General features: G+C 68.0%; 26 protein-coding genes and 1 tRNA gene. 17 read left to right on the forward strand and 10 right to left on the reverse strand.

What is annotated here, in order from left to right:
* Window positions 1-2 precede the first annotated feature (2 nt).
* From OXQ33_RS10210 to OXQ33_RS10240, 7 genes are read left to right on the forward strand one after another with little or no spacing between them, the layout of a single operon-like run.
* Window positions 3-305: a hypothetical protein gene (locus OXQ33_RS10210; protein ID WP_267434580.1), complete on the forward strand. Its 303-nt coding sequence runs from the start codon at window positions 3-5 to the stop codon at window positions 303-305.
* Between the two features lie 14 nt (window positions 306-319).
* Window positions 320-1,261 carry a bifunctional diaminohydroxyphosphoribosylaminopyrimidine deaminase/5-amino-6-(5-phosphoribosylamino)uracil reductase RibD gene (gene ribD, locus OXQ33_RS10215; RefSeq protein WP_267434648.1) on the forward strand — a complete coding sequence of 314 codons (942 nt, stop codon included), beginning with the start codon at window positions 320-322 and terminating at the stop codon, window positions 1,259-1,261.
* 1 nt (window position 1,262) lies between these two features.
* Complete coding sequence (locus OXQ33_RS10220; protein WP_267434581.1) at window positions 1,263-1,865, forward strand: riboflavin synthase; 603 nt, start codon at window positions 1,263-1,265, stop codon at window positions 1,863-1,865.
* Entirely contained in the window at window positions 1,855-3,006 is a 1,152-nt protein-coding gene (gene ribB / locus OXQ33_RS10225; protein ID WP_267434582.1) for a 3,4-dihydroxy-2-butanone-4-phosphate synthase, read from the forward strand. Before OXQ33_RS10220 ends, ribB begins: the two co-directional genes overlap by 11 nt.
* A complete protein-coding gene (gene ribH, locus OXQ33_RS10230) occupies window positions 3,006-3,425 on the forward strand; it encodes a 6,7-dimethyl-8-ribityllumazine synthase (protein WP_267434583.1) in 420 nt (139 codons plus the stop codon). The genes ribB and ribH overlap by 1 nt, the downstream gene beginning before the upstream one ends.
* Window positions 3,422-3,970 (forward strand): GNAT family N-acetyltransferase, encoded by a 549-nt coding sequence (locus OXQ33_RS10235; protein WP_267434584.1) that lies wholly within the window; start codon window positions 3,422-3,424, stop codon window positions 3,968-3,970. Before ribH ends, OXQ33_RS10235 begins: the two co-directional genes overlap by 4 nt.
* The gene (locus OXQ33_RS10240; protein ID WP_267434585.1) at window positions 3,967-4,392 is read left to right on the forward strand and encodes a hypothetical protein; all 426 of its coding nucleotides are present in this window, start codon (window positions 3,967-3,969) and stop codon (window positions 4,390-4,392) included. Before OXQ33_RS10235 ends, OXQ33_RS10240 begins: the two co-directional genes overlap by 4 nt.
* A 236-nt stretch (window positions 4,393-4,628) precedes the next feature.
* On the opposite strand, the gene OXQ33_RS10245 is transcribed toward OXQ33_RS10240, so the two are convergent.
* The gene (locus OXQ33_RS10245) at window positions 4,629-5,723 is read right to left on the reverse strand and encodes an alkene reductase (protein WP_267434586.1); all 1,095 of its coding nucleotides are present in this window, start codon (window positions 5,721-5,723) and stop codon (window positions 4,629-4,631) included.
* Window positions 5,724-5,788: 65 nt separating this feature from the next.
* Between OXQ33_RS10245 and OXQ33_RS10250 the strand changes: the two genes are divergently transcribed.
* From OXQ33_RS10250 to OXQ33_RS10275, 6 genes are all read left to right on the forward strand, one after another.
* Window positions 5,789-6,760, forward strand: a complete 972-nt coding sequence (locus OXQ33_RS10250) for a DMT family transporter (RefSeq protein WP_267434587.1) — start codon at window positions 5,789-5,791, stop codon at window positions 6,758-6,760.
* A gap of 5 nt (window positions 6,761-6,765) precedes the next feature.
* Window positions 6,766-7,440 (forward strand): COQ9 family protein, encoded by a 675-nt coding sequence (locus OXQ33_RS10255; RefSeq protein ID WP_267434588.1) that lies wholly within the window; start codon window positions 6,766-6,768, stop codon window positions 7,438-7,440.
* A 204-nt stretch (window positions 7,441-7,644) separates the two neighbouring features.
* The gene (locus OXQ33_RS10260) at window positions 7,645-7,890 is read left to right on the forward strand and encodes a FeoA family protein (RefSeq protein WP_267434649.1); all 246 of its coding nucleotides are present in this window, start codon (window positions 7,645-7,647) and stop codon (window positions 7,888-7,890) included.
* 23 nt (window positions 7,891-7,913) lie between these two features.
* A complete protein-coding gene (locus OXQ33_RS10265; protein ID WP_267434589.1) occupies window positions 7,914-9,773 on the forward strand; it encodes a ferrous iron transporter B in 1,860 nt (619 codons plus the stop codon).
* 19 nt (window positions 9,774-9,792) lie between these two features.
* A complete protein-coding gene (gene ssb / locus OXQ33_RS10270; protein ID WP_267434590.1) occupies window positions 9,793-10,365 on the forward strand; it encodes a single-stranded DNA-binding protein in 573 nt (190 codons plus the stop codon).
* Between the two features lie 81 nt (window positions 10,366-10,446).
* Window positions 10,447-11,997 (forward strand): PAS domain-containing protein, encoded by a 1,551-nt coding sequence (locus tag OXQ33_RS10275; RefSeq protein ID WP_267434591.1) that lies wholly within the window; start codon window positions 10,447-10,449, stop codon window positions 11,995-11,997.
* 83 nt (window positions 11,998-12,080) lie between these two features.
* Here OXQ33_RS10275 and OXQ33_RS10280 read toward each other — a convergent pair whose 3' ends face one another.
* The 3 genes from OXQ33_RS10280 to OXQ33_RS10290 form a co-directional block, all read right to left on the reverse strand.
* The gene (locus OXQ33_RS10280) at window positions 12,081-12,482 is read right to left on the reverse strand and encodes a response regulator (RefSeq protein ID WP_267434592.1); all 402 of its coding nucleotides are present in this window, start codon (window positions 12,480-12,482) and stop codon (window positions 12,081-12,083) included.
* A 67-nt stretch (window positions 12,483-12,549) separates the two neighbouring features.
* Entirely contained in the window at window positions 12,550-13,143 is a 594-nt protein-coding gene (metW, locus tag OXQ33_RS10285; RefSeq protein WP_267434593.1) for a methionine biosynthesis protein MetW, read from the reverse strand.
* On the reverse strand, window positions 13,140-14,300 hold the full coding sequence (locus tag OXQ33_RS10290; protein ID WP_267434594.1) for a homoserine O-acetyltransferase: 1,161 nt from the start codon (window positions 14,298-14,300) through the stop codon (window positions 13,140-13,142). Before OXQ33_RS10290 ends, metW begins: the two co-directional genes overlap by 4 nt.
* 64 nt (window positions 14,301-14,364) lie before the next feature.
* Here OXQ33_RS10290 and hisC point away from each other — a divergent pair, with 64 nt between their 5' ends.
* On the forward strand, window positions 14,365-15,471 hold the full coding sequence (gene hisC / locus OXQ33_RS10295; RefSeq protein WP_267434595.1) for a histidinol-phosphate transaminase: 1,107 nt from the start codon (window positions 14,365-14,367) through the stop codon (window positions 15,469-15,471).
* A complete protein-coding gene (locus OXQ33_RS10300; protein ID WP_267434596.1) occupies window positions 15,471-16,382 on the forward strand; it encodes a prephenate/arogenate dehydrogenase family protein in 912 nt (303 codons plus the stop codon). Before hisC ends, OXQ33_RS10300 begins: the two co-directional genes overlap by 1 nt.
* A gap of 104 nt (window positions 16,383-16,486) precedes the next feature.
* On the opposite strand, the gene OXQ33_RS10305 is transcribed toward OXQ33_RS10300, so the two are convergent.
* From OXQ33_RS10305 to ftsE, 4 genes are read right to left on the reverse strand one after another with little or no spacing between them, the layout of a single operon-like run.
* On the reverse strand, window positions 16,487-17,182 hold the full coding sequence (locus tag OXQ33_RS10305) for a lysophospholipid acyltransferase family protein (protein WP_267434597.1): 696 nt from the start codon (window positions 17,180-17,182) through the stop codon (window positions 16,487-16,489).
* The gene (locus tag OXQ33_RS10310; RefSeq protein WP_267434650.1) at window positions 17,179-17,715 is read right to left on the reverse strand and encodes a YdcF family protein; all 537 of its coding nucleotides are present in this window, start codon (window positions 17,713-17,715) and stop codon (window positions 17,179-17,181) included. Before OXQ33_RS10310 ends, OXQ33_RS10305 begins: the two co-directional genes overlap by 4 nt.
* A complete protein-coding gene (locus OXQ33_RS10315) occupies window positions 17,712-18,611 on the reverse strand; it encodes a permease (RefSeq protein WP_267434598.1) in 900 nt (299 codons plus the stop codon). Before OXQ33_RS10315 ends, OXQ33_RS10310 begins: the two co-directional genes overlap by 4 nt.
* Window positions 18,608-19,339, reverse strand: coding sequence for a cell division ATP-binding protein FtsE (gene ftsE / locus OXQ33_RS10320; RefSeq protein WP_267434599.1), 732 nt, complete (start codon window positions 19,337-19,339; stop codon window positions 18,608-18,610). Before ftsE ends, OXQ33_RS10315 begins: the two co-directional genes overlap by 4 nt.
* A gap of 143 nt (window positions 19,340-19,482) precedes the next feature.
* On the opposite strand from ftsE, the gene OXQ33_RS10325 reads away from it, so the two are divergent.
* On the forward strand, window positions 19,483-20,214 hold the full coding sequence (locus tag OXQ33_RS10325) for a zinc-ribbon domain-containing protein (protein WP_267434600.1): 732 nt from the start codon (window positions 19,483-19,485) through the stop codon (window positions 20,212-20,214).
* A gap of 86 nt (window positions 20,215-20,300) precedes the next feature.
* Here OXQ33_RS10325 and OXQ33_RS10330 read toward each other — a convergent pair whose 3' ends face one another.
* A complete protein-coding gene (locus OXQ33_RS10330) occupies window positions 20,301-21,656 on the reverse strand; it encodes an MATE family efflux transporter (protein WP_267434601.1) in 1,356 nt (451 codons plus the stop codon).
* A gap of 151 nt (window positions 21,657-21,807) precedes the next feature.
* Here OXQ33_RS10330 and OXQ33_RS10335 point away from each other — a divergent pair.
* Window positions 21,808-21,894 (forward strand) — tRNA-Leu (locus OXQ33_RS10335).
* 522 nt (window positions 21,895-22,416) lie between these two features.
* On the opposite strand, the gene OXQ33_RS10340 is transcribed toward OXQ33_RS10335, so the two are convergent.
* On the reverse strand, window positions 22,417-23,007 hold the full coding sequence (locus tag OXQ33_RS10340; protein WP_267434602.1) for a PilZ domain-containing protein: 591 nt from the start codon (window positions 23,005-23,007) through the stop codon (window positions 22,417-22,419).
* Between the last annotated feature and the right edge of the window lie 77 nt (window positions 23,008-23,084).

Consider the following 23,084-nt stretch of genomic DNA (forward strand, 5'->3'; position numbering starts at 1 on the left):
ACCTGCGTTTCTTCCTGGCGCAGCGCCAGCCCTATGAACTCGTCTTCCTGATGATCGCGATGGGGATCACGGGCTTCTTCATCTACGCCTTCGCGCGCAACGATTATGTGCCGGTGCCGTACAAGCCCGACATCGTCTATGTCGAACAATGGCGCGCCGACCGCACCGATGCGGAGATCAAGGCGCAGCAGAAGATCGACTATGTGAAGAAGAAGGAACGGCTGGCCGAGGAGAAGGCCGCCAGGGACCAGCGGCAGGCCGAGTTCAAGAAGGTCGACGACGCGCTGGACAAGTGGGGCCTCTGACCGATCATCGCTGGATGGGCGTGGCGCTGGCGCTGGCGGATCGCGGCGTCGGGCGGACCGCGCCCAATCCCAATGTCGGCTGCGTACTGGTGCGGGACGGCCGGGTGGTCGGGCGCGGCTGGACGCAAGCAGGCGGCCGCCCCCATGCCGAGGCGATGGCGCTGGCCCAGGCGGGCGAGGCGGCGCGCGGGGCCACCGCCTATGTCACGCTGGAGCCCTGCGCCCATGTCTCGCCGCGCGGGCCCGCCTGTAGCGACCTGCTGATCGCCGCCGGAGTCGCGCGCATCGTCGCCGCGATGGGCGATCCCGATCCGCGCACCAATGGCCGGGGTTTCGCCCGTGCCCGCACCGCCGGGATTGCGGTGACGACGGGCGTGCGCGAGGCGGAGGCGCGGGCGATGATCGCTGGCTTCCTGACCCGTCGGGCCAAGGGGCGTCCCTTCGTGACGCTGAAGCTCGCCACCTCGCTCGATGGAAAGATCGCCCGGCCCGATGGCGAGAGTCGCTGGATCACCGGCCCCGAGGCCCGCGCCCATACCCATCTGGAGCGCAGCCGCCATGAGGCGATCCTGGTCGGGCGCGGTACGCTGGAAGCGGATTCGCCCAGACTCGATGTCCGCCTGCCCGGCCTGGAGGACCGCTCCCCCCGCCGCATCCTGCTCGCGCGCACGGCCGAGCCGGGCTGGGAAACCATTGCCTCGCCCCAGGCCATCGCCGACCTGTCCGGCGTCGACCGGTTGATGGTCGAGGGCGGCGCTCGAACCGCCTCCGCTTTCCTCGCCGCCGATCTGGTCGACCGGTTGCTCCTCTACCGCGCGCCGATCCTGATCGGCGAGGGGCGGGCGGCGATCGGCGACATCGGCTTGACCCGACTGGCCGATGCGCATGGCCGCTGGAGGCTCACCGACGCGCGGATGCTTGGCAGCGACCGGTTGGAGGTCTACGAGCGCGACTGATATGTTTACCGGGATCGTCACCGACATCGGCTCCGTCACCACCGTGGAAAACCGCGGCGACGCGCGAGTCGTCATCGCCACCGCCTATGATACAGGCACCATCGACCTGGGCGCGTCGATCGCCTGTTCGGGCGTCTGCCTGACCGTGGTCGAGAAGGGCCCCGACTGGTTCGCGGTCGATGTCTCCGCCGAGACGATCGGCCGCACCGCCGACCAATGGACGACCGGCCAGCGGCTGAACCTGGAACGCGCGATGAAGCTGGGCGACGAACTGGGCGGGCATATCGTCACCGGCCATGTCGACGGCGTCGGCACCGTCGTCTCAGTCGCGGAGGAGGGCGGATCGCACCGGGTGTTCGTGACCGTTCCGTCCGACCTCGCCCCCTTCATGGCGACCAAGGGATCGGTGACGGTCGACGGCGTCTCGCTGACCGTCAACAGCGTCGAGGATCGCGCCGACGGCACCGTCATCGGCCTGAACATCATCCCCCACACCGCCGCCGTCACCACGCTCGGCGGCATCACCCAGGGCCAGCGCGTCAATATCGAGATCGACGTGCTCGCCCGTTACCTGCAGCGCATGGAGCATTATCGTGGCCGCTGATCCGAATGCGCTTTCCGGTCTGCGGCGCGGTTTCCTCTCCAGCCCCGAAGAGATCATCGACGAGGCGCGCAACGGCCGCATGTTCATCCTGGTCGATGACGAGGATCGCGAGAATGAAGGCGATCTGGTCATCCCGGCGCAAATGGCGACGCCCGAGAAGGTCAACTTCATGGCGCGGCACGGGCGCGGCCTGATCTGCCTGGCCATGACGCGCGAGCGGGTCGATACGCTCGGCCTGCCGTTGATGAGCCCCAAGAACGGGACGCGGCACGAAACCGCCTTCACCATCTCGATCGAGGCGAAAGAAGGCGTGACCACCGGCATTTCCGCCGCCGACCGCGCGCGGACCATCGCGGTGGCGATCGACTCGAGCCACGGCGCGGACGCGCTGGTGACGCCGGGCCATGTCTTCCCGCTGGTGGCGCGCGACGGCGGTGTGCTGGTACGCGCCGGCCATACCGAGGCGGCGGTCGATGTCGCGCGGCTCGCGGGCCTGAACCCCTCGGGCGTGATCTGCGAGATCATGAACGAGGACGGGACGATGGCGCGGATGGACGACCTCGTCTCCTTCGCGCAGCTTCACAATCTGAAGATCGGCACGATCCGCGACCTGATCGCCTATCGCCGCCGCTACGACCATCTGGTCGAGTTGCAGTCCGAGGCGACCTTCGAGAGCGAATGGGGCGGCACCTGGACCGCGCGCGCCTATCGCAACAAGGCGACGGGCACCGAGCAGGTGGCGCTGGTCAAGGGCAGGCTCGACACCGACCGGCCCGTGCTGGTGCGGATGCACGCGCTGTCGCCTTTTGCCGATGTGTTCGGCGAGGCGGGCGCACGCGGCGCGTTGCTCGCAAAGTCGATGAAGATGATCGCCGAGGAAGGCTCGGGCGTCATCGTCGTCATCAACCGCCCGCGCTCCGACGCCTTCACCACCGCCGTCCGCCTGAAGGCCGGTGAGGAGGTGCAGATCGATATGGAGGAACTGCGCGATTACGGCGTCGGCGCGATGATCCTGGCCGAGCTGGGCGTGCAGGACATGGTGCTGCTGACCAACACCCATCACACGCTGATCGGGCTCGACGGCTATGGCCTGTCGATCGTCGGCGAACGTCGCATCGAGAATTTTGAGGGAGACGCCTGATGGCGCATGTGTTGATCGTCGAGGCGCGCTTCTACGAGCATCTGAACAACCTGCTGCTGGCGGGCGCGCGCGCCGCGATCGAGGAAGGGGGCCACAGCCATGAGACGATCACCGTCCCCGGCGCGCTGGAAATCCCCGGCGCGGTCGCGATGGCGGCCGACACCGGACGCTATGACGCCTTCGTCGCGATCGGCGTGGTGATCCGCGGCGAGACCTATCATTTCGAGATCGTCTCGAACGAGAGCGCGCGTGGCCTCATGGCGCTGACCATGGACGGGCTCCCCATCGGCAACGGCATCATCACCACCGAGAACGAGGCGCAGGCGCTGACCCGCGCCAAGCCGGACGAGAAGAACAAGGGCGGCGAGGCGGCCAAGGCGGCGCTCGCCATGCTGGCACTGAAGGGCCGGTTCGGGTGACATCCCCCGTCCTCCAGACCGAGTGGCTGATCCTCCGGGTGCCATCGGCGGAGGATTTCGAGGCCTGGGCGGCCTTTCATGCCGAGGAGGACACGATGCGTTTCCTCGGCGGCGTACAGGCGCGCGGGGCCGCGTGGCGCTATCTCTGCACCATGGTCGGTGCGTGGAGCGTGCGCGGCTTCGCCATGTTCTCGGTGATCGAGCGCGACACCAGCCGCTGGGTCGGGCGGATCGGCCCCTGGCAGCCGGAAGGCTGGCCGGGACGCGAAGTGGCCTGGGGCGTGGCGCGCGAATTCGCCGGACGCGGCTATGCCTATGAAGCGGCGCGCGCGACGATGGACTATGCGGTCGATGTGCTCGGCTGGGACCATGTGATCCACACCATCGACCCGGAGAATCACGGCTCGATCAAGCTGGCGCAGCGGCTGGGCGCGGTGAACGAGGGGCCGACCAGCCTGCCCGCCCCGCTTGAGGGTTTCCGCGTCGACGCCTGGGGCCAGAGCGCCGACCAGTGGCGCGCGCGGCGGGGACGCGCTGCGGAATGACCGACATGCCGCCCACCCGCTTTCGCGTCGTCGAGCGGGGTCGGCGACTGGAGGTGATCGATACCCAGGCGGGCAAGGCCGTCCCCAGCCGTCGCGCGGAGACACCGCGGCCGGTGTTGGATCTGGGCAAGCCCCGATTCCGGCTGCCGGAAAAGCTGCGCTTCGATGGCGGCGGGGCGTGGACGACCAGCGGCTTCTACGATGCGAAAGGCCCGCGTACCCTGACGCTCGATGCGGGAGCGATGCGGACGCTGCGCTATGCGGCGGCCGGGCTGATGGCGGTGGTGATCGTCTGGGTGTTGCTGGCGATGGCCATCCCCATCCTGTGGGGCGTACCGATGCTTCTCTTCAACCCCAAGGCGCGCGAGACGATCCGGAACCGGGTGACGGCGGGACTCGATGGATTGGATAGCCCGAGATGATCGCAATCTCCGTTCGCGAAAAGCGGAGATAGGCGGGCCCATCCCACCGCCCCGTTCGCACGGAGCGAAGTCGAAGCGCACGCCCCACGCTCGCGGACAGGGAGTGCCGTGGCCTTCGACTTCGCTCAGGCTGAACGAACGTGGGGGAAGGGCAAGCCCTCCCCGGACAACACACCACCCCGGCTTTCGCCAGAGTGGTAAGATAGGGGCGGGAGCCGCAGCCCCCGCCCCTCGCCTCACGCCGCGCGGGCCTGCTCGTCGAGCGTCGGGTAATCGATATACCCCTCCGGTCCCTGGCTGTACCAGGTCTTCATGTCGCTCTGGTTGAGCGGCGCATCGGTGCGCAGCCGCTCGGGCAGGTCGGGATTGGCCAGGAAGGTCCGGCCGAACGCGATCCCATCCGCTACACCCGAATCGAGCGCGGCCTGCGCCTTGGCCCGGCTGTCGAAGTCGCTGTTGAGGATCAGCGGGCCCTGGAAGACCTTGCGAATCTGCGGCGACAGCTTGGGCACGTCGGTCGCGCCATAAGTACCGTCCGGCCCGATCTCGCGCAGTTCCAGGAAGGCGATGCCCAGGTCCGACAGCATCTTCGCGGCGGGCACGAAGACCGAGGCCGGATCGCTGTCGTCCACCCCCTGGCTGTCGCCATTGGGCGAGAGGCGCACCGCGACCCGCTCCTTGCCCGCGACCGCGATCACCCGCTCGGTGATCTCGCGGAGCAGGCGGATGCGATTCTCCGGCGAGCCGCCATATTCGTCCTCGCGATGATTGGCCCCGTCACGCAGGAATTCGTCGATCAGATAGCCATTGGCGGCATGGATCTGCACCCCGTCGAACCCGGCAGCGAGCGCGTTGCGCGTCGCCAGTTCATAATCGTCGAGCAGACGCGGGATTTCGGACAGTTCGAGCGGCCGGGCCGTCTCGAAATCCTGCTTGCCCTCGAAAGTGTGCGCCTGACCCTCGGTCCGCGTCGCCGACGAGGACACCGGCTGCATCCCCGTCACCGAGCTGTGCACCTGGCGGCCCATATGCCAGAGCTGGGCGACGATCCGGCCGCCCGCCTTGTGCACCGCGGCGGTCACCGGCTTCCACGCCGCCACCTGCTCGTCAGTCCACAGACCCGGTGCATAGGGCCAGCCCAGCCCCTCGCGGCTGATGCCCGTGGCTTCGGAGATGATCAGGCCCGCACTCGCGCGCTGGGCATAATATTGCGCCATGATCGGCGTCGGCACCGCATCGCGCGTGGCCCGGGCGCGGGTCAGCGGTGCCATCAGGATACGGTTGGGGGCGTGAATCGCGCCCAGGTCGATGGGATCGAACAGCGTTGGCATCAAAATGAAATCCTTCTGCGGCCTTTCTGGCCTGACGCAACGCAGATAGGGCGTTAAGGGGGCCCATGCCCGTGTCCGCCCCCCCAAGAAAAACTGAGCCGACGCAAAGCGATCGTCTGTCGGACCGGGTCGGGCCCAATGCGACGCCCCCGCTGGCCTTCGCCGCGGTCATCCTGGCCAATGTTGCGCTCGCCTTCGGGCCGCTGTTCGTGCGGATGGCGGATGTCGGGCCGGTCGCCTCGGCCTTTTGGCGGATCATGCTGGCCGTGCCGGTCCTGATCCTGGTCGCACTGCTCGGCCCCGCCCGGCCCCGCGCGCCGGGCAAGGGGCAGATGAGCCTGTGGATGCTGTTGCTGGTCGGCGGCATCGCCTTTGCCGGGGATCTGGGCGCCTGGCATATCGGCATCCGCCAGACGACGATGGCCAATGCCACGCTGTTCGGCAATTCGGCGACCTTCATCTTCCCGCTCTACGGCTTTCTGGCGGCGCGCGCCTGGCCGTCGCGCAGCCAAGGCGTGGCACTGCTGCTCGCCGCGCTGGGTGCGGGGCTGTTGATGGGGCGCAGCTATCAGGCCGATCCCCGCCATCTGGTCGGCGACCTGATGTGCGTGCTGGCGGGCGTGCTTTACGCGGCCTATTTCGTGCTGATGGTCCGGGTGCGCCGGGTCATGCCGCCGGTCCCGGCGCTCGCCTGGTCGACCATCGCCAGCGCCTTGCCGCTGCTCGTCTTCGCCCTGATGCTGGGCGAGCGGGTGTGGCCCGGCACATGGGGGCCGCTGATCCTGCTGGCGGTGGGGAGCCAGATCATCGGCCAGGGGTTGATGATCTATGCGCTGGGGCTGCTCAGCCCGCTGGTGATCGGGCTGGCCCTGCTGGTCCAGCCGATCGTGGCGACGGCGGTCGGCTGGATCGTCTATGGCGAGACGCTGGCGCTGCCCGATCTGGTGGGCGTCGCGATGGTCACGGTCGCGCTGGTACTGGTGCGGCGCGGATCGACGAGGACGGTTGCCAAGACCGGCGACAGGGACAACGAGTGATGCATATGACCGAGGCTGCCATGACCGATGTTCAGGACCTGACGCTCGACGAAGTGCGCGCGTTGCTGGCAGAGGGGATCGCGTCCAACGCGGCCTTTGACGGCTGGGGCGATGCGGCGCGCGACATGGCGGCGGATGCGGCGGGCGTCGACCGCGACATCGCGCGACTCGCCTTCAAGGACGGCCCCGTCGCGATGATCGACGCCTGGTTCGCCCGGATCGACCGGGCGATGGTTGAGGCGGTGCCCGCCGAACAGGCCGCCGCGATGAAGATCCGCCAGCGGATCACCGCGCTGGTCGAGGCGCGGCTGGCCGCCGTCGCGCCCAATCGCGAGGCGCTGCGCCGCGCGCTCACCATCCTGGCGATGCCGCAGAACGCCGCGAGCGGAGCGCGACTCGGTTGGCGGACGGTCGATACGATCTGGGCGCAGGCGGGCGATACCGCGACCGATTATAATCATTACACCAAGCGGGCGACGCTGTTCGCGGTCTATGCCGCCACCATCGCCACCTTCCTGAACGACGACAGCGAGGATCACGCCGACACCCGCGCCTTCCTGGCGCGGCGGATCGAGGGGATCATGCGGTTCGAGAAGTGGAAGGCGGGCATGGTCAAGCGCGGCGAGAACAGGCCGAGCCTGTCGCGGTTTATCGGGCGGTTGCGCTATCCGGCGGTGTGAGGGGATTCCCTTGGCCTTCGACTTCGCTCAGGCTGAACGGAGCGGGGAATGGCTGAACGGGGCGAGATGCCCGGTCTATATACCAACCTCCGTTCAGGCTGAGCGAAGTCGAAGCCCACGCCCCCGCCGCCCCGAACCCAACACCCATTTCACCAACAGGTAATTGATAATCACTCGCACCGGCGTTATGTACGCCCCATGGCGATGTTGAGCAGTCTCGAAACCCTTCCCCGCCGGCAACCGGCGACCGTGGCCGCGATCGACTGGGCGCAACTGGCCGTGCCGGAGGCGCGTCGTCTGCGCGAACTGGGTTTCGACGAAGGCGTGGGGGTCGAGGTGCTGCACCGCGCGACGCTGGGCGGTGGCCCGATCGCCTGCCGGATCGGTCGCATGACGGTGGCGCTGCGTCGCCGGGTCGCGGCCTCGATCCGCGTCGCGACGGCCGTCTGAGGCCTTGAGGTCCATCTGATCTGATGAACGCCGCACCGCTGGTCGCGCTCGTCGGCAATCCCAATGCCGGCAAAAGCGCCCTGTTCAACGCGCTGACCGGCGCGCGGCAGAAGGTCGGCAATTATCCCGGCGTCACCGTCGAGCGTCATTCGGGCCGCCTGGTCTTGGAGGATGGCCGCCCGGTCGAACTGGTCGACCTGCCCGGTGCCTATAGCCTGGACCCCGGCAGCCTGGACGAGCAGGTCACGCGCAATGTCGTGATGGGCTCGCAGGCTGGCGAGCGTCGCCCCGACGCGCTGGTCGTGGTGGTCGATGCCGCCAATCTCGACAATCACCTGCGCTTCGCCCTGCAACTCATCGCGCTGGGCCTGCCGGTTGTGGTCGCGCTCAACATGGTCGATCTGGCCGAGCGCGACGGGCTGACGCTCGACGCCGATATCCTGGCGCGCGAGCTGGGGGTGAAGGTCATTCCCACCGTGGCGGTGCGCCGTCGCGGGCTGGACACGCTGAAGGCCGAGATCGACCGGCTGGTGTCCGAAGAGCGCGCTCATCCGGTCGCCGCCGCCGACAAGATCGACGATATCGTCACCCTGCAACGCCGCGCGCGCAGCCTCGCCGCGACCGCGACCGTGGCGGAGACGCCGACCCGGCGCTGGACGCACATGCTCGATTCGGTCGCGCTGCATCCCATCGCCGGGCCGATCCTGCTGATCGCCTTGCTGTTCGTGATGTTCCAGGCGGTCTTCGCCTGGTCCGAAGCGCCGATCGGCTGGATCGAACAGGGGTTTCTCTGGCTGGAGGCGCAAGTCGGCGCCTTCCTGCCGGACGGTTGGTTCCGCAGCTTGATCACCGACGGCCTGATCGCCGGTGTCGGCGCGGTCATCGTCTTCCTGCCGCAAATCTTGATCCTGTTCCTGTTCATCCTGGTGCTGGAGGCGACCGGATACATGGTCCGCGCCGCGTTCCTGATGGACCGGCTGATGGCACAGGTCGGGCTGTCGGGGCGGGCGTTCATCCCGCTCCTGTCATCCTTCGCCTGCGCGGTGCCCGGCATCATGGCGACGCGCACCATCGATGACGAGAAGGACCGGCTGACCACCATATTGATCGCGCCGCTGATGACCTGTTCGGCGCGGTTGCCCGTCTACACCATCATCATCGGGGCGTTCATTCCGGAGAAGCAGGTGCTGCCGTTCGTCGGTTTGCAGGGGCTGGTGCTGCTCGGCCTGTACCTGATGGGCATTGTCGGTGCGTTCGTCGCCGCGCTGCTGCTCCGGCGGACCGTCACCAAGGGTGCGTCCTCGGGCTTCATGATGGAGATGCCCAAATATCAGTGGCCGCATATCCGCGACGTGCTGCTGGGCCTGTGGAGCCGCGCGCTGATCTTCCTGAAGCGGGCGGGCACCACCATCGCGCTGACCACCGTCATCCTGTGGGCGCTGCTGTCCTTCCCCAAGCCGCCCGAGGGGTCGGGGATCTCGCCGGTCGACTATTCGATCGCCGGGCGGATCGCGAGCGGGATCGAGGTCGTGGTCAGGCCGATCGGCTTCAACCGCGACATTGCCCTCGCTCTCGTCCCCGCCATGGCGGCGCGCGAGGTGGCGGTGGCGGCGATCGGCACCGTCTATGCCATCGACGATACCGAGCATGAGGGCGGGCAGAAGGCGATGACCGACAAGCTGAAGCGCAACTGGTCGCTGCCCACCGCGCTCGCCTTCCTGATGTGGTTCGTCTTCGCGCCGCAGTGCATCTCCACCATCGCGGTCACCCGGCGCGAAACCAACGGGTGGAAATGGCCCGCCTTCATGGTGGCGTACTTGTTCATCACCGCCTATGTGATGGCAGGCATCACATATTGGCTGGCCGTTTTCGCCGGCCTCTAGAACATTACGGGACTGATACATGGCGGGCAGCGTCAACAAGGTGATTCTCGTCGGCAATCTGGGACGCGATCCCGAGAGCCGCTCCTTCCAGAATGGCGGCAAGGTGGTCGAACTGCGCATCGCCACGTCGGAATCGTGGAAGGACCGCAACAGCGGCGAGCGCAAGGAAAAGACCGAGTGGCACACGGTCAAGATCTTCAACGAAGGTCTGGCCAATGTCGCCGAGCGTTTTCTGCGCAAGGGCTCGAAGGTCTATATCGAAGGCGCGCTGACCACTCGCAAATGGCAGGACCAGCAGGGTAACGACCGTTACTCGACTGAGGTGACGCTTCAGGGCTTCAACTCGGTGCTGACCATGCTCGACGGCCCCGGCGGCGGTCAGGGCGGCGGCGGGAGCCGTGGCGGTGGCGATTTCGGTGGCGGCGACGATTTCGGCGGCGGCGACTTCGGTGGCGGGTCGAGCGGCTATGGCGGCGGCAATCGTGGCGGCGGCTCTACCAATCAGAGCGGCGGCGGGAACGGCGGCAACCGTGGCGGGTTCGGACAGGGCGGCGGCTTCGCCGACGATCTGGACGACGACGTGCCCTTCTGATCGGGCACATCCCATCAGGTTACGGGCATGCAGGATACGGGGTTTCGACAGGATGGGGTCTCGGATGATGGCGATGGGGGGATGGACGTGCTCGACCCCCTGACCATTTCCGAGGAGCAGCGCGCGGCGGTGATCCGCGCCTATGACCTGTCGGGCTATCGCGACAGCGGTTGTCTGGACGATCTGGCGGCCTTCGCGGCCGAGCTGTGCGGCACCTCGGTCGCGCTGATCAGCCTGGTCGAGGAAGAGACCCAGCAATTCCTGGCGGCGATCGGCTTCGAGGAGCGCCAGACGCCGCGCCAAACTTCCTTCTGTGCACGCGCCATGGTCGCGGGCGATCCGGTGATGGTCGTCCCCGACGCCAGCGCCGACCCGCGCTTCGCCGACTTCCCGTTTGTCGCAGGGCCGCCCCATATCCGCTTCTATGCGGGCGCGCGCCTCCTGTCGCACGAGGGCGTTCCGCTCGGCGCGATCTGCGTCATTTCGCCCGAGCCGCGTCCGCAGGGGCTGACCGATTTCCAGTATCGGGGCATGGAAATCCTGGCGACCGCCGTGATGGGCCGGTTGCAGGACCGCCGCGCCCAGTTGGAGCATATGCGGACGGTCGAGGCGTCCGAGGCGCGCGTCGCGGACAGCGAGCAGCGCTTCCGCACGCTGGCCGACACCATGCCGCAAATGGTCTGGTCGACCCAGCCCGACGGCTTCCACGATTACTACAATGCCCGCTGGTACGAATTCACGGGCATGCCCGACGGATCGACCGATGGCGAGGGGTGGAACGGCATGTTCCATCCCGACGATCAGGACCGGGCCTGGGCGCGCTGGCGCCACAGCCTGGCGACCGGTGATCCCTATCAGATCGAATATCGACTGCGGCACCATGACGGCACCTATCGCTGGGTACTGGGCCGCGCCTTGCCGATCCGCGATGCCGAGGGGCGGATCACCCGCTGGTTCGGCACCTGCACCGACATCCATGAGCAGAAGCTGGCGCTGGAAGAGCGCGAGATCGTCAGCCAGGAACTGAGCCACCGGATCAAGAACATCTTCGCGGTGATCTCCGGCCTGATCGCTTTCGCCGCGCGCAGCCATCCGGGTTTCTCGGGGATCGCCAGCGATTTGCGCGACCGGATCACCGCGCTGGGCCGCGCGCACGACTTCGTCCGCCCGCACAGCCCGCAATCGCAGCCCAAGGCGCGGCAGGATTCGCTGCACGGGCTGCTCGGCGATCTGTTTGAGCCCTATCGCGGCGATACCGATGCCCGCATCCGGCTGGACGGCGAAGATGTGCTGGTGGACGATCGATCGGCCACGCCGCTGGCGCTGCTGTTCCACGAACTGGCCACCAACGCCTCCAAATATGGCGCGCTGTCGGTGATGACCGGGCATGTCGATCTGACCGTGGCCCGGCAGCAGGACGTGGTGACCCTATGCTGGCAGGAGCATGGCGGCCCCGCGCTGGAGGCTCCGCCGCAACGCAGCGGGTTCGGATCGCAACTGGTCGAACTGTCGGCGGTGCGGCAATTGGGCGGTAGCGTCCGGCGCGACTGGCATGCCCAAGGGCTGATCGTGACGATCGAGGTTCCGCTCGCCGCGTTCAGCCGTCCGGCGGGTGTCGGTCCCTGCCGGTGATCCGCTGATGCAGAGCGGTCGCTCCTTCATCATTCCTGCCATGGCGAGGAGCCCCGGCCTGACGCCGGGGCGATAGCGATCGATCAGTTTCCGACCGTCAGCTTCAACGGCATCAATTCCTCGGGAACGTTATCGGTGCCCGCTCCCGTCGCCATCGCCGCCGCCGCCAGGATGGCGCGTTCGCTGAACGGCTTGCGGATATAGCCGAGCGCCTCGATGTCGGTCGCGATCTGGGCCGGGTTGGCGGTGACGAAGACGATCTTCACGCCATAGTCATGAACCAGCCGCCGCGCGATATCGGGGCCCGTCGCGCCATCGCGCAGGTTCACATCGACAAAGGCGAAGGAGCAACCCGGCGCGGTTTCGTAAGCGGTGCGGCTATCTGCCGCTATGCCAGCTACTTGATAGCCCGCATCGGTCAGAATGCGCTCAAGATCGAGGGCCACGAATATTTCGTCTTCCACGATCAGGGCGGTTTGGCTCATGTCAAATTCCCGTCACTTTTCCGGTCAACCGTCTTGATCCAGATAAAGTTCCATATCTGTTGTCGTTTCACCGACGTAATAGAAAAACCGCATGCTCGGCACGAAAATTCGCCGCCGCCGCGCTGGTCGGGCGGCCGCGCGACAGGAACCAGCTTCCCTCGACCGTGATTCGCCGTTGCCGGACGAAGGCGCGGAAGTCGTCGATCGTCACATGATGGATGTTGGGCGTGTCATACCATTGTTCGGGCAGCAGCTTGGTCACCGGCATCCGCCCGCCCCACAGCAGCGACATCCGCACCCGCCAATGCGCGAAATTGGGAAAGGAGACGAAGGCGCGCTGGCCGATGCGCAGCAGATGGTCGAGCACCTGGTCGGGCGCGCGCGCGGTCTGCAAGGTCTGGCTGAGGATCGCATAGTCGAACCCCTTGTCGGGATAGCCCGCCAGGTCGACATCGGCATCGCCCTGCACCACCGCCAGCCCGCGCGCGACGGCGGAGGCCACATTGGCCGGATCGATCTCCAGCCCCCGTGCATCGACGCCCGCCCGGTCGCGAAGCGCCGCCATCAACTGGCCGTCGCCGCATCCGATATCGAGCACGCGCGCGCCCGGCGCGACATGGTCGGCGATGATTGCCAGATCGGGGCGCAGCGCGTCGCTCATGGCTCGGCCCGCAGGAAACCGTCGATCACCCGGTTCATCTCGGGCGCCTCCAGCAGAAAGGCGTCATGGCCGTAAGGGCTGGACAGCTCGACGAAGCTCGCCGCCGCCCCCGCCGCGTTGAGCGCCTGCACCACGGCGCGCGACTCGGACGTGGGATAGAGCCAGTCGGTGTCGAAGCTGACCAGGCAGAAGCGCGTACGCGTCCCCCGGAAGGCATTGGCGAGCAGCCCGCCATGCTCCTCGGCCAGGTCGAAATAATCGAGCGCGCGGGTGATGTAGAGATAGGAGTTCGCATCGAACCGGTCGACGAAGCTTAATCCCTGATGGCGCAGATAGCTCTCCACCTGGAAATCGGCGTCGAAGCCGAAGCTCTTGGCCCCGTCGGGCCGGTCGGGTCGTGCCTGAAGCCGCCGCCCGAATTTCTCGGTCAGGCCCGCTTCCGACAGATAGGTGATATGCGCCGCCATCCGCGCGACCGCCAGGCCCGCCGCCGGAGGATCGTTCGCCTCATAATAGGCCCCGCCGCGCCATTTCGGATCGGCCATGATCGCCTGTCGTCCGACCTCATGGAACGCGATATTCTGCGCCGAATGCCGCGCGGTCGAGGCGACCATGACGCAGGCGCGTACCCGCTCGGGGAAGGTCGCGGCCCAATTGATCCCCTGCATCCCGCCCATCGACCCGCCGACCACCGCCTTCAACTGGCCGACGCCCAGATGGTCGAGCAACATGGCCTGCGCGCGCACCATGTCGCGGATGGTGATGACCGGGAAGCGCATCCCCCAGGGCTCATTGGTCGAAGGGTCGATGGTGGCGGGGCCGGACGATCCCATGCAACTGCCGATAACGTTGGAGCAGATGATGAAATGCCGCGCCGGGTCGATTGGCTTGCCCTCGCCCACCAGGCGCGTCCACCAGCCGGGCTTGCCGGTGCGCGGATGGGGCGAGGCGACATGCTGGTCGCCGGTCAGCGCGTGGCAGATCAGGATGGCGTTGGAGCCGTCGGCGTTCAGCGCGCCATAGGTCTCGTACCCGATCTCGACCGGAGACAGCAGGCCGCCGCCGTCGAGCCGGAGCGGCCCGGGCAGCACGACATGCCGGGACAGACCGAAACGCTGGTCGTCGCTGGGGTGAGAAGCGGAAACGGAAGCGGCCATGGAGCGATATCCGCTAGGCCGCGATGCTTGGCAACGCAAGGGCATGGCCGCTATGGCGGGTCGCATGACCGAGCTTACCGCCCCCGAACCGATCTCCTGGGTCAAGGCCATCGCGCCCTATGTCCCCGGCCGCGCGACGACCGATGACGGGCGCAAGGTCGCCAAGCTGTCGTCCAACGAGAACCCGCTGGGGACGAGCGAAAAGGCACGCGCCGCCTTCGCCGCCGCCGCCGCCAGGCTGGAACGCTACCCCGATGCGGGCGCGACCGAACTGCGCCAGGCCATCGGCGAGGTGCATGGGCTCGACCCGGCGCGGATCATCTATGGCACCGGCTCGGACGAAATCCTCCATCTGGCGGCGGGCGCGTTTGCGGGGCCGGGGGACGAGATCATCCATGTCCGCTATGGCTTTGCGGTCTATGAGATAGCCACCCGCCGCGTCGGTGCGGAACCGGTGGTGGTCGCCGATCACGACTATGCCACCGATGTCGACGCGATCCTGGCGGCAGTGACGGACAAGACCAAGGTCGTCTTCGTCGCCAACCCCAACAATCCCACCGGCACCTATGCGGGCGCGGGCGAGATCGCGCGGCTCCATGCCGGGTTGCCGCCCCATGTCCTGCTGGTCCTGGACCAGGCCTATGCCGAATATCTGGACGCGGGCGAAGATGATGGCGGCTTGGCGCTCGCCGAGCGGGCGTCGAACGTGCTGGTGTCGCGCACCTTCTCCAAGATCCATGGCCTCGCCGCCGAGCGCATCGGCTGGGGCTATGCCGCAGCACCCATCATCGACGCGCTGCACCGCATCCGCGCGCCGTTCAACGTGACCATCGCCGGGCAGAACGCCGCGATTCAAGCGATCCGCGACCGCGCCTTTGTCGAGGCGTCGCGGGCGCACAATGCGAAGTGGCTCGGCTGGTTCGAGGAGCAGATCGCATCGCTGGGCAATGCCGGGCTGCGCTGCGTTCCGTCCAAGGCCAATTTCTCGCTGGTACTGTTCGAGGGCGAACTGACCGCCGAGCGCGCCTATCATGGGCTGATGGACGCCGGGTACATCGTCCGCTGGTTGCCCAGCCAGGGGCTGGGCCACGGCCTGCGCATCACCATCGGCACCGAGGACGAGGTGAAGGGCGTGGTCGCCGCGCTCCGTGCGATGGTGGCGGCCGACTGATGCTGCCCTTCGCGCGGATCACCATCATCGGGCTCGGCCTGATCGGCTCCTCGGTGGCGCGGGCGACGCGCAAGGCGATGCCGACCGCGCGGATCACCGCTTACGACGCCGACCCGGCGGTGCGCGAGACGGTGCGCGCGCTCGACCTGGCCGACGATGTCGCGGACACGGCGGGTGCGAGCGTGATCGACGCCGACTTCGTGGTCCTGTGCGTGCCGGTCGGCGCGATGGGCGCGGTCGCCGCCGAGTTCGCCGACGACCTGCCCGAGGAGGCGATCGTCTCCGACGTGGGGAGCTGCAAGGCCGCCGTCCTCGCCGCGCTGACCGAGGCCCTGCCCGGCGCGACGATCATCCCGGCCCACCCGGTCGCGGGCACCGAACGCAGCGGGCCGGAGGCGGGCTTCGCCACATTGTTCCAGAAGCGCTGGTGCATCGTCACCCCGCCGGAGGGCGCGGACGCACTGGCCGTCGAGCGGGTCGCGGAGTTCTGGCGACGACTGGGCGCGGATGTCGAATTAATGGCCCCCGACCATCACGACCGGGTGCTCGCCGTCACCAGCCATTTGCCGCATCTGATCGCCTATACCATCGTCGGCACCGCCAGCGATCTGGAGGAAGTGACCCAGTCCGAGGTCATCAAATATTCCGCCGGGGGTTTCCGCGACTTCACCCGCATCGCCGCGTCCGACCCGACCATGTGGCGCGACGTGTTCCTGACCAATCGCGAGGCGGTGCTGGAGATGCTCCAGCGCTTTTCCGAGGATTTGAGCCAACTGCAACGCGCGATCCGCTGGGGCAAGGGCGACGAGCTGTTCGACCTGTTCAGCCGCACCCGCGCCATCCGCCGCTCGATCATCGACCAAGGCCAGGACGACGCGCGCGAGGATTTCGGGCGGAACCACGCGGAGTGAAATATTCCTCCCCTGCAAGGGGAGGTGGCAGTCCGTAGGACTGACGGAGGGGTGTCACGGCCAGCGGGGACACCCCTCCACCAGCTTCGCTGGTCCCCCTCCCCTTACAGGGGAGGATTTTGCTCCAGCGCATTCATCGCCGCATGGACCTTCGCCTCCGCCTCCGCACGCGGCAGGCCCGGCGGGATCACCTCGCCGAAGCGCAGCGTCACCACCCCCGGTCGCTTCAGGCCCTTGCGCGGCCAGACCAGCCCCGAATCGGTCGCGACCGGCACCACCGGCAGGTTCAGCATCCGGTAGAGCCCCGCGAAACCGGGTTTCAGCGGCGGCATCTCGCCCGGCTTCACCCGCGTACCTTCGGGGAAGATCATGATCGCCCTGCCCTGGTCGACCGCCACCTTGGCATCGCGCATCATGCCGCGCATCGCCTTGGCCGAGGCGTTGCGGTCGACGACGATCGCGCCGTATTTGCGCACCGCCCAGCCCCAGAGCGGGATATTGGCCAGCTCGCGCTTCAGTACCATGGCGGGCGCGCCCAGGATGCGTTGCAGCTCCATCGTCTCGAACATCGCCTGGTGCTTGGCGGGATAGAGCGCGGGCGTGGTCGGGCGCGTCCCCTCCACCTTCACCCTTATGCCCAGCAGCCAGCGGGTGCACAGGCGATGGAAGCGCGTCCATGTCGTCGCCCAGTGGATCACCGCGTGCCGACCGCCGACCGCGATCAGTGGCGACAGCAGCGCCATCACCGCCGACACCGGATAGAAGATCGCCACGAAGACGATGTTGCGAAACAGGATCACGCCCCCACTCCCGTCCAAAGCGCGATCCGGCGCAGGATCAGCTTGTTATATTCGTTGATCACCGTGCCCAGCCGCGGCTCGGACGGCACCCCGTCGCCCAGCACCAGCACGTCGCGCCCCAGCGCCGCCGTCAATTCCATCCTGGCGCGCGGCAAATGCCAGTCGGAAGTGACGAGCCGGACCGTGCGATAGCGATGCTGGCGCACCCAGTTCGCCGTCTCCTCGGCATTGGAACGGGTGTCGACCGCCTCGCCGCCCAGGTCGATGCAGCAGGAAAACAGCGCGGGCGAAGTGCGATAGGTCCGCGCCAGATCGATCGGCCGCACGCCGGGCGCGACGCCGGTGACCAGCATCCGCTTGGCCTGATGCGCCTTGAGCAGCGCGATGCCGCGATCGATCCGCCCCGGCCCGCCGGTCGGCACCACGATCGCGTCGGTGGTGTTGTGCTCCAGCGGGTGCGGCAGGGTCAGCATGAAGGCCGCGAACCCCAGGCACCAGGCGAGCGCCGCCAATCCGATCAGCCGCAGCATCAGAGCATCCGCCGCATCTGGGCCAGCACCGCCAGCCGCGCCGCGACCACCGCCAGCGCCACGAAGACCAGGGGCAAGGCGACCAGTATCGCCACATCCCCAACGCCGAGCCGCATTCCGCCCAGCAATTCGGACTCCAGCGCCCCGATCTGGCGTGCGACGAGCAGGATGGCGCCGCCCGCGATCGTGCCGCCCACCACCGCGCCGATCCCGGCATCCAGCGCGATCCGCCGCTGGAACAGTCGGGCGACCTGCCGGTCGGTCGCGCCCAGCATGTGAATGACCTCGATCGTCGCGTGATGCGCCTCCAGTCCGGCACGCGCCGCCAGCATGACCACGGCCGTCGTCGCGCCGAGCATCAGCAGGATGATCGCCCCTGCCAGCCAGGCCGCGGTGTCGAGCAATCGCCCGACCGGGCCCAGCCAGGTCGCATGGGCATCGACCCGCGCCGCCGGGCTGGCCCGCGTCACCGCCGCGTCGACGCGCGCGATGGCGGTCCCCGCATCGCTGGTCAGGTCGACATCGATCAGCGCGGGAACCGGCAGTCCGGCGGCCTCCGCATCCTTGCCCAGCCAGGGTTGCAGCATCCGCGCCAGATCGGCCTGCGGCACCGGCGTCGCCCGCGCGACATCGGGCAGGGTGCGCAGCACCGCCAGCACCCGCGCCGCCGCCGCATCGCGCCGCTGCGTCTCGCCCTCGACGATCTGGACGGTCAGCCGTCCCGCCATCTGCCGGTCGAGCGCGCCCGCCGCCCGCGCCGTCCCCAGCCCGGCCGCCCCGGCCAGCAGGGTGAGGAACAGCATGATCGCGATGACCCAGCTCATCACATGCGCGCCGCCGACATCGTCCAGCGCCCGCGCCTCCGCGCCCGTCGCCCGTGGCTTGCCGCCGCGCGTCACAGGCCGCTCCGCACGATCGTCGAGGGGGGCGGCGGTGCCGGGGAGTCGGCTTCGGGCGGTTCGGGATCGACCAGCCGCCCGCCCTCCAGATGCAGATGATGCGCCCCCGGCACCCGGTCGATCAGATGCCAGTCATGCGTCGCCATCACCACCGTCGTCCCCAGCCGGTGAAGCGAGTTGAAGAGGTGGATCAGCCGCTCCGCCATGACCGGGTCGACATTGCCCGTCGGCTCGTCGGCGACCAGCAGTTCGGGCCGCGCGATCACGGCGCGGGCGATCGCCACCCGCTGCTGCTCCCCGCCCGACAGGGTCGCGGGGCGCGCGCCCGCGCGTTCCGACAGGCCGATCCAGGCCAGCATCTCGCGCACCGCGCGCGCGATCTCCGATTCGGCCATGCCCGCCACGCGCAGGGGCAGCGCAATATTGTCCGCCGCCGACAGATGCGGGATCAGGCGGAAATCCTGGAACACCACCCCGATCCGCCGCCGAAAGCCCGGCAGCCGGTCGCGCGGCAGGATCACCGCATCCTCGCCGAACAACCGGATGATTCCCCGACTGGGACGCTGCGACAGATATAAGAGCCGCAACAGCGAGGTCTTGCCCGCGCCGCTGGCCCCGGTGAGGAAGTAGAACTGCCCCAACCGCAACGTGAAACTGACGTCGCACAGGGTTTCCTCGCCCGCGCCATAGCGAAGGCCGACATTCTCGAACTGGACGATGTTCGCCATGCTGGCATGGCCTTGGCATGGCCCGCCCCGCGCTTCAAGCTTGCCACGCATATGGGCGGCGTGCTTACTGGCCTTTCGGGGGGCCTGATCAGGATGGCCTGTCCGTCTGTCGATCCGTCCTGTCCGTTGAAGTGCCCGCCCGCATGATCCTCGAATGTCCCGAGTGCCGCACCCGCTATCTGGTGCCCGACAGCGCGATCGGGCTGGAGGGGCGGACCGTGCGCTGCGCCAATTGCCGGCACAGCTGGTTCCAGTCGCCGCCCGAGCCCGAACTGCCCCCTCCCCCTGTCGCGACGCCCGCACAGGAAGACCTGTTTCCGGAGAGCGTCCCCGAAACGCCGCCGCCGCCCCCTCCATCGGTCGTCGTACCGCCCCCGGCCCCGCCGATCCTGTCGCAGGACGAGGCTGGGTTCGACGCCTTCGCGCATCGCCCGCCCTTCCGCGCGCGGCGCAACCCGGTGCGGCGCTGGACGATTGGCGCGATCGCGGCGGGCCTGTTGATGCTGATCGCGACGGCGGCGATCCTGTGGACCGGCATGCCGGGCATCGGCGGCTGGCTGGGCCTGGGCAGCACGGAGTCGGCGCTGGAACTCCGCTCCAACCCGATCGAACGGCGCGAATTGGAAAACGGCTCGGAACTGTTCGCCATCTCGGGTCAGATCATCAACCCCTCGTCCACGCAGCAGCGGGTGCCGGATCTGCGCGCCGAGTTGAAGGATGCGCAGGGCCGCGTCGTCTTTTCCTGGGCGATCGCACCGCAGCAGCGGACCTTGGGGCCGGGTGCATCGATGGACTTCAACTCGGCCAAACTCGACGTGCCGCCCAGCTCCAAGCGGCTGGACCTGAGCTTTGCGGGCGAGGGCAGCGGGAACTGACGGGCTTCGTTCGGGCGGAACCGAGCGAGGGTTGCTCGGCGCTGTTTCCCCACCCCCGTTCCGCCTGAGCGTAGTCGAAGGCCACGCTAACCCCGCAATCGCCGCGCGATGATCGCGAACCGCGCGCCGTGGAGCAGCGCGGCGATCAGCATGCCCACACCCGACGCGACGGCAAGCCCCTGCGCGCCCCAGCCATGCGCGACCAGCCACCATCCCGCGCCGCCGGTGACGATGAAATAGGCGATGATGCTGTTGATCCCCGCCGCCACCTGATCCCCCAGCGAGCGTAGCGCATAGACCAGCACCACCTGCACCCCGTCGAACAGGATGAACGGGGCCCAGATCAGCAGCATCGCAGCCGCCACGCCATGTGCATCGGCCTGGGCGGGGAACAGGCCGACCAGCGGCCCCGCCCCGACCAGCAGCGCCACGCCGCACGCCCCCATGGCCAGTGCGGCGAGCGTGACCGCCATCAGGGTGCGCGGAATCGCCGCCGACGCCGTGCCTTCCCCCACCGCATTGCCCGCGCGCACCCCCGCCGCCGATCCCAGGCCGAGCGCCAGCGCGAAGGTGACGTTATGGACCGAGAAGACGATCTGGAACGCGTGTGCGGTCGCATCCCCCAGCCGGGTCGACAGCGCGATCAGGATGGCGAACCCGGCCAGTTCCAATCCCGAGGCGATGGCGGGGACGTAGCCGAACCGCGCCAGCTCCACCGCGCCCGCCAGGGTGGGGGCCCAGGCGGCGCGGTCCATCCGCCGCACGCCCCGCAGGGCGCCGCGCGGCAAAGTCATGGCGCTCGCCACCATCGCCACCGCGCCCAGCGCCGAGGCGATCACCGTCGCCAGCGCCGCGCCGACCGCACCGAGCGCCGGAAAGCCCAGCTCGCCGCCCGCCAGTGCCCAGGCCAGCACCGCGTTGATCGGCAGGATCGACAGATTGACCATCGTCACCCGGCGCGGGCGGCTGATCCCCTCCAGAAAGAAGCTCGCCGCGACCAGCACCAATTGGAACGGATAGCCCAGCGCCATCACCGCCACGACCCGCGCCCCCGGCTCGACCAGCGCGGGGGCGACCCCGATCCCGCGCAACAGGCTCGCCCCGCCCAGCCCCAGGATCAGCATCGCCGCGACGCCCAGAATCGATCCGAGCACCAGCCCGTCGCGCAGCGCCTGCCCCGTCGCGGGCAAGTCGCCCGCGCCATCGGCGCGCGAGGCGCGGACCAGCACGCCCGACAGCCAAGCCAGACCGGTGACGATCGCGACATAGGTCAGCGACCGGCTGGCCGAGAGCGCGGCGACCTCATGCTCGCCAACGCGGCCGACCACCACGACATCGGTGACGTGCAGGATGGTCCAGTTCAGGCTGGTCAGCATCACCGGCCAGGCCAGCCCGAGCAGACGGCGCGCCTCGGCACGATCGGGGCGGAGGATGGTCGTCATCCCTCCTCCCTATGCCCGATGCGGGTCCGGCGAAAGTCATCGATTATCGGCGAAGCCATGCGCGCGCACGAAAGCCATTGCGCTGCCCGTATCGCTTTGCTAGGGGCACCCGCCTACCAGCCCTCCGGCTTGCCGGTGGTGACTATCGAGTGCGGTCGTGGCGGAATTGGTAGACGCGCAACGTTGAGGTCGTTGTGGCCGAAAGGCCGTGGAAGTTCGAGTCTTCTCGACCGCACCAGATTTTTCCCGAACATCGTGAAATGGGCCAGCGGCCCGTTATGTCAGGCCCGCAAAAGCCAGGGTCAGACCGCCGTACCGTGGCATTTCCTCCCCTCGCACCTCTCCGAGGGGAGAGGTTGCGCAGACTTGGCCTTTGCGGAAGCAAAGGCTTGGTCGAAGCTGGGTGAGGGATGAGCGCTCGAAGAGCGCGCCTTCGGCTCGCTCGACTGCACGATCTCTATTCCTCCCCTGCAAGGAGTGGCAGGTGGATTGCCTCCCAGGCAATCCAGATCATGCTGGGGGCATGATCGACCTGCCACTGGGGACCATGCGAAGCATGGTGGAGGGGTGTAACCCGCCGTGAATTTGGTCCGAGCTCGCCAATGGGGACACCCCTCCGTCAGGCCTTCGGCCTGCCACCTCCCCTTCCAGGGGAGGAATTAGAGTGAATGTCGATCGGCCCTGACTCTCTCGCCCCCCTGTTCAGAGGAGAGGAAGAAGGCCGAGAGGCGTATGCTTACTCCCTTCGCCTCACCTCACCTCACCGCGCGGCGACGATCGCCGCCAGTGTATCGATTGGCAGGGGCGAGACGAAGCGGAAGCCGAAGCGGCCGTCCTTCACCCAGCAGATCGTACCGAACAGCGCCGTCCCCATCGGGCGGATGACGATATGCCCCGCCAGCCCCGGCTGAACCAGATCGTCGGCGACCAGCTTGGCACCGCCGGCGGAGACATCGATCAACTCGCTGGCGAATTTCCGGTCGCCCAGCCGCACTTCGGCGGCCAGCGTCACTGGGAAGCGCGGCGGGCGGGGGATCGTCCCGTCCTCATTCTCCGATGAGAAGATGTTCTGATAGGGCTGGGGCGCATCGAACTGCACGCCCGCCTTCTTGCCGCGCACCCAGCGGACCGTGCCGGAGACGGGCGGCAGGCCGCGCACCTCGATGCGGATCGCCTCGCCCACCACGGGCACGTCGACGAATCGCGCCATCAGTCCGTTGGCCGAAATATTATGGACCAGGCAGACGCCGGGTACGTCGCCGCACACCTTACCCAGAAGAAGGACGGCCGAATGCCGCTGGCCCGACCGACGTTCAGCCGACGTGCTCTGCTGCTGTTCGATCTGTTCCATGCCCATCCTTTCCGCCAATTACGCCCCCTGACGGAATTCGGCTTCGCTTCTTCTATTAGCGTATCACGGACAAAAAA

The sequence above is a fragment of the Sphingomonas sp. GM_Shp_1 genome, from assembly GCF_026540895.1.
Classification (GTDB): Bacteria; Pseudomonadota; Alphaproteobacteria; order Sphingomonadales; family Sphingomonadaceae; genus Sphingomonas.

Coding starts and splice junctions, on each gene's coding strand:
- OXQ33_RS10255 (WP_267434588.1), top strand. CDS start 6,766: ATGACCGAGGCTGCCATGACCGATGTTCAGGACCTGACGCTCGACGAA.
- OXQ33_RS10275 (WP_267434591.1), top strand. CDS start 10,447: ATGGACGTGCTCGACCCCCTGACCATTTCCGAGGAGCAGCGCGCGGCG.
- OXQ33_RS10300 (WP_267434596.1), top strand. CDS start 15,471: ATGCTGCCCTTCGCGCGGATCACCATCATCGGGCTCGGCCTGATCGGC.
- metW (WP_267434593.1), bottom strand. CDS start 13,143: ATGAGCGACGCGCTGCGCCCCGATCTGGCAATCATCGCCGACCATGTC.
- OXQ33_RS10240 (WP_267434585.1), top strand. CDS start 3,967: ATGACCGACATGCCGCCCACCCGCTTTCGCGTCGTCGAGCGGGGTCGG.
- ribD (WP_267434648.1), top strand. CDS start 320: ATGGGCGTGGCGCTGGCGCTGGCGGATCGCGGCGTCGGGCGGACCGCG.
- OXQ33_RS10265 (WP_267434589.1), top strand. CDS start 7,914: ATGAACGCCGCACCGCTGGTCGCGCTCGTCGGCAATCCCAATGCCGGC.
- OXQ33_RS10220 (WP_267434581.1), top strand. CDS start 1,263: ATGTTTACCGGGATCGTCACCGACATCGGCTCCGTCACCACCGTGGAA.
- ribH (WP_267434583.1), top strand. CDS start 3,006: ATGGCGCATGTGTTGATCGTCGAGGCGCGCTTCTACGAGCATCTGAAC.
- OXQ33_RS10340 (WP_267434602.1), bottom strand. CDS start 23,007: ATGGAACAGATCGAACAGCAGCAGAGCACGTCGGCTGAACGTCGGTCG.
- OXQ33_RS10330 (WP_267434601.1), bottom strand. CDS start 21,656: ATGACGACCATCCTCCGCCCCGATCGTGCCGAGGCGCGCCGTCTGCTC.
- OXQ33_RS10245 (WP_267434586.1), bottom strand. CDS start 5,723: ATGCCAACGCTGTTCGATCCCATCGACCTGGGCGCGATTCACGCCCCC.
- OXQ33_RS10250 (WP_267434587.1), top strand. CDS start 5,789: ATGCCCGTGTCCGCCCCCCCAAGAAAAACTGAGCCGACGCAAAGCGAT.
- OXQ33_RS10325 (WP_267434600.1), top strand. CDS start 19,483: ATGATCCTCGAATGTCCCGAGTGCCGCACCCGCTATCTGGTGCCCGAC.
- ftsE (WP_267434599.1), bottom strand. CDS start 19,339: ATGGCGAACATCGTCCAGTTCGAGAATGTCGGCCTTCGCTATGGCGCG.
- hisC (WP_267434595.1), top strand. CDS start 14,365: ATGACCGAGCTTACCGCCCCCGAACCGATCTCCTGGGTCAAGGCCATC.
- OXQ33_RS10290 (WP_267434594.1), bottom strand. CDS start 14,300: ATGGCCGCTTCCGTTTCCGCTTCTCACCCCAGCGACGACCAGCGTTTC.
- ssb (WP_267434590.1), top strand. CDS start 9,793: ATGGCGGGCAGCGTCAACAAGGTGATTCTCGTCGGCAATCTGGGACGC.
- OXQ33_RS10260 (WP_267434649.1), top strand. CDS start 7,645: ATGTTGAGCAGTCTCGAAACCCTTCCCCGCCGGCAACCGGCGACCGTG.
- OXQ33_RS10280 (WP_267434592.1), bottom strand. CDS start 12,482: ATGAGCCAAACCGCCCTGATCGTGGAAGACGAAATATTCGTGGCCCTC.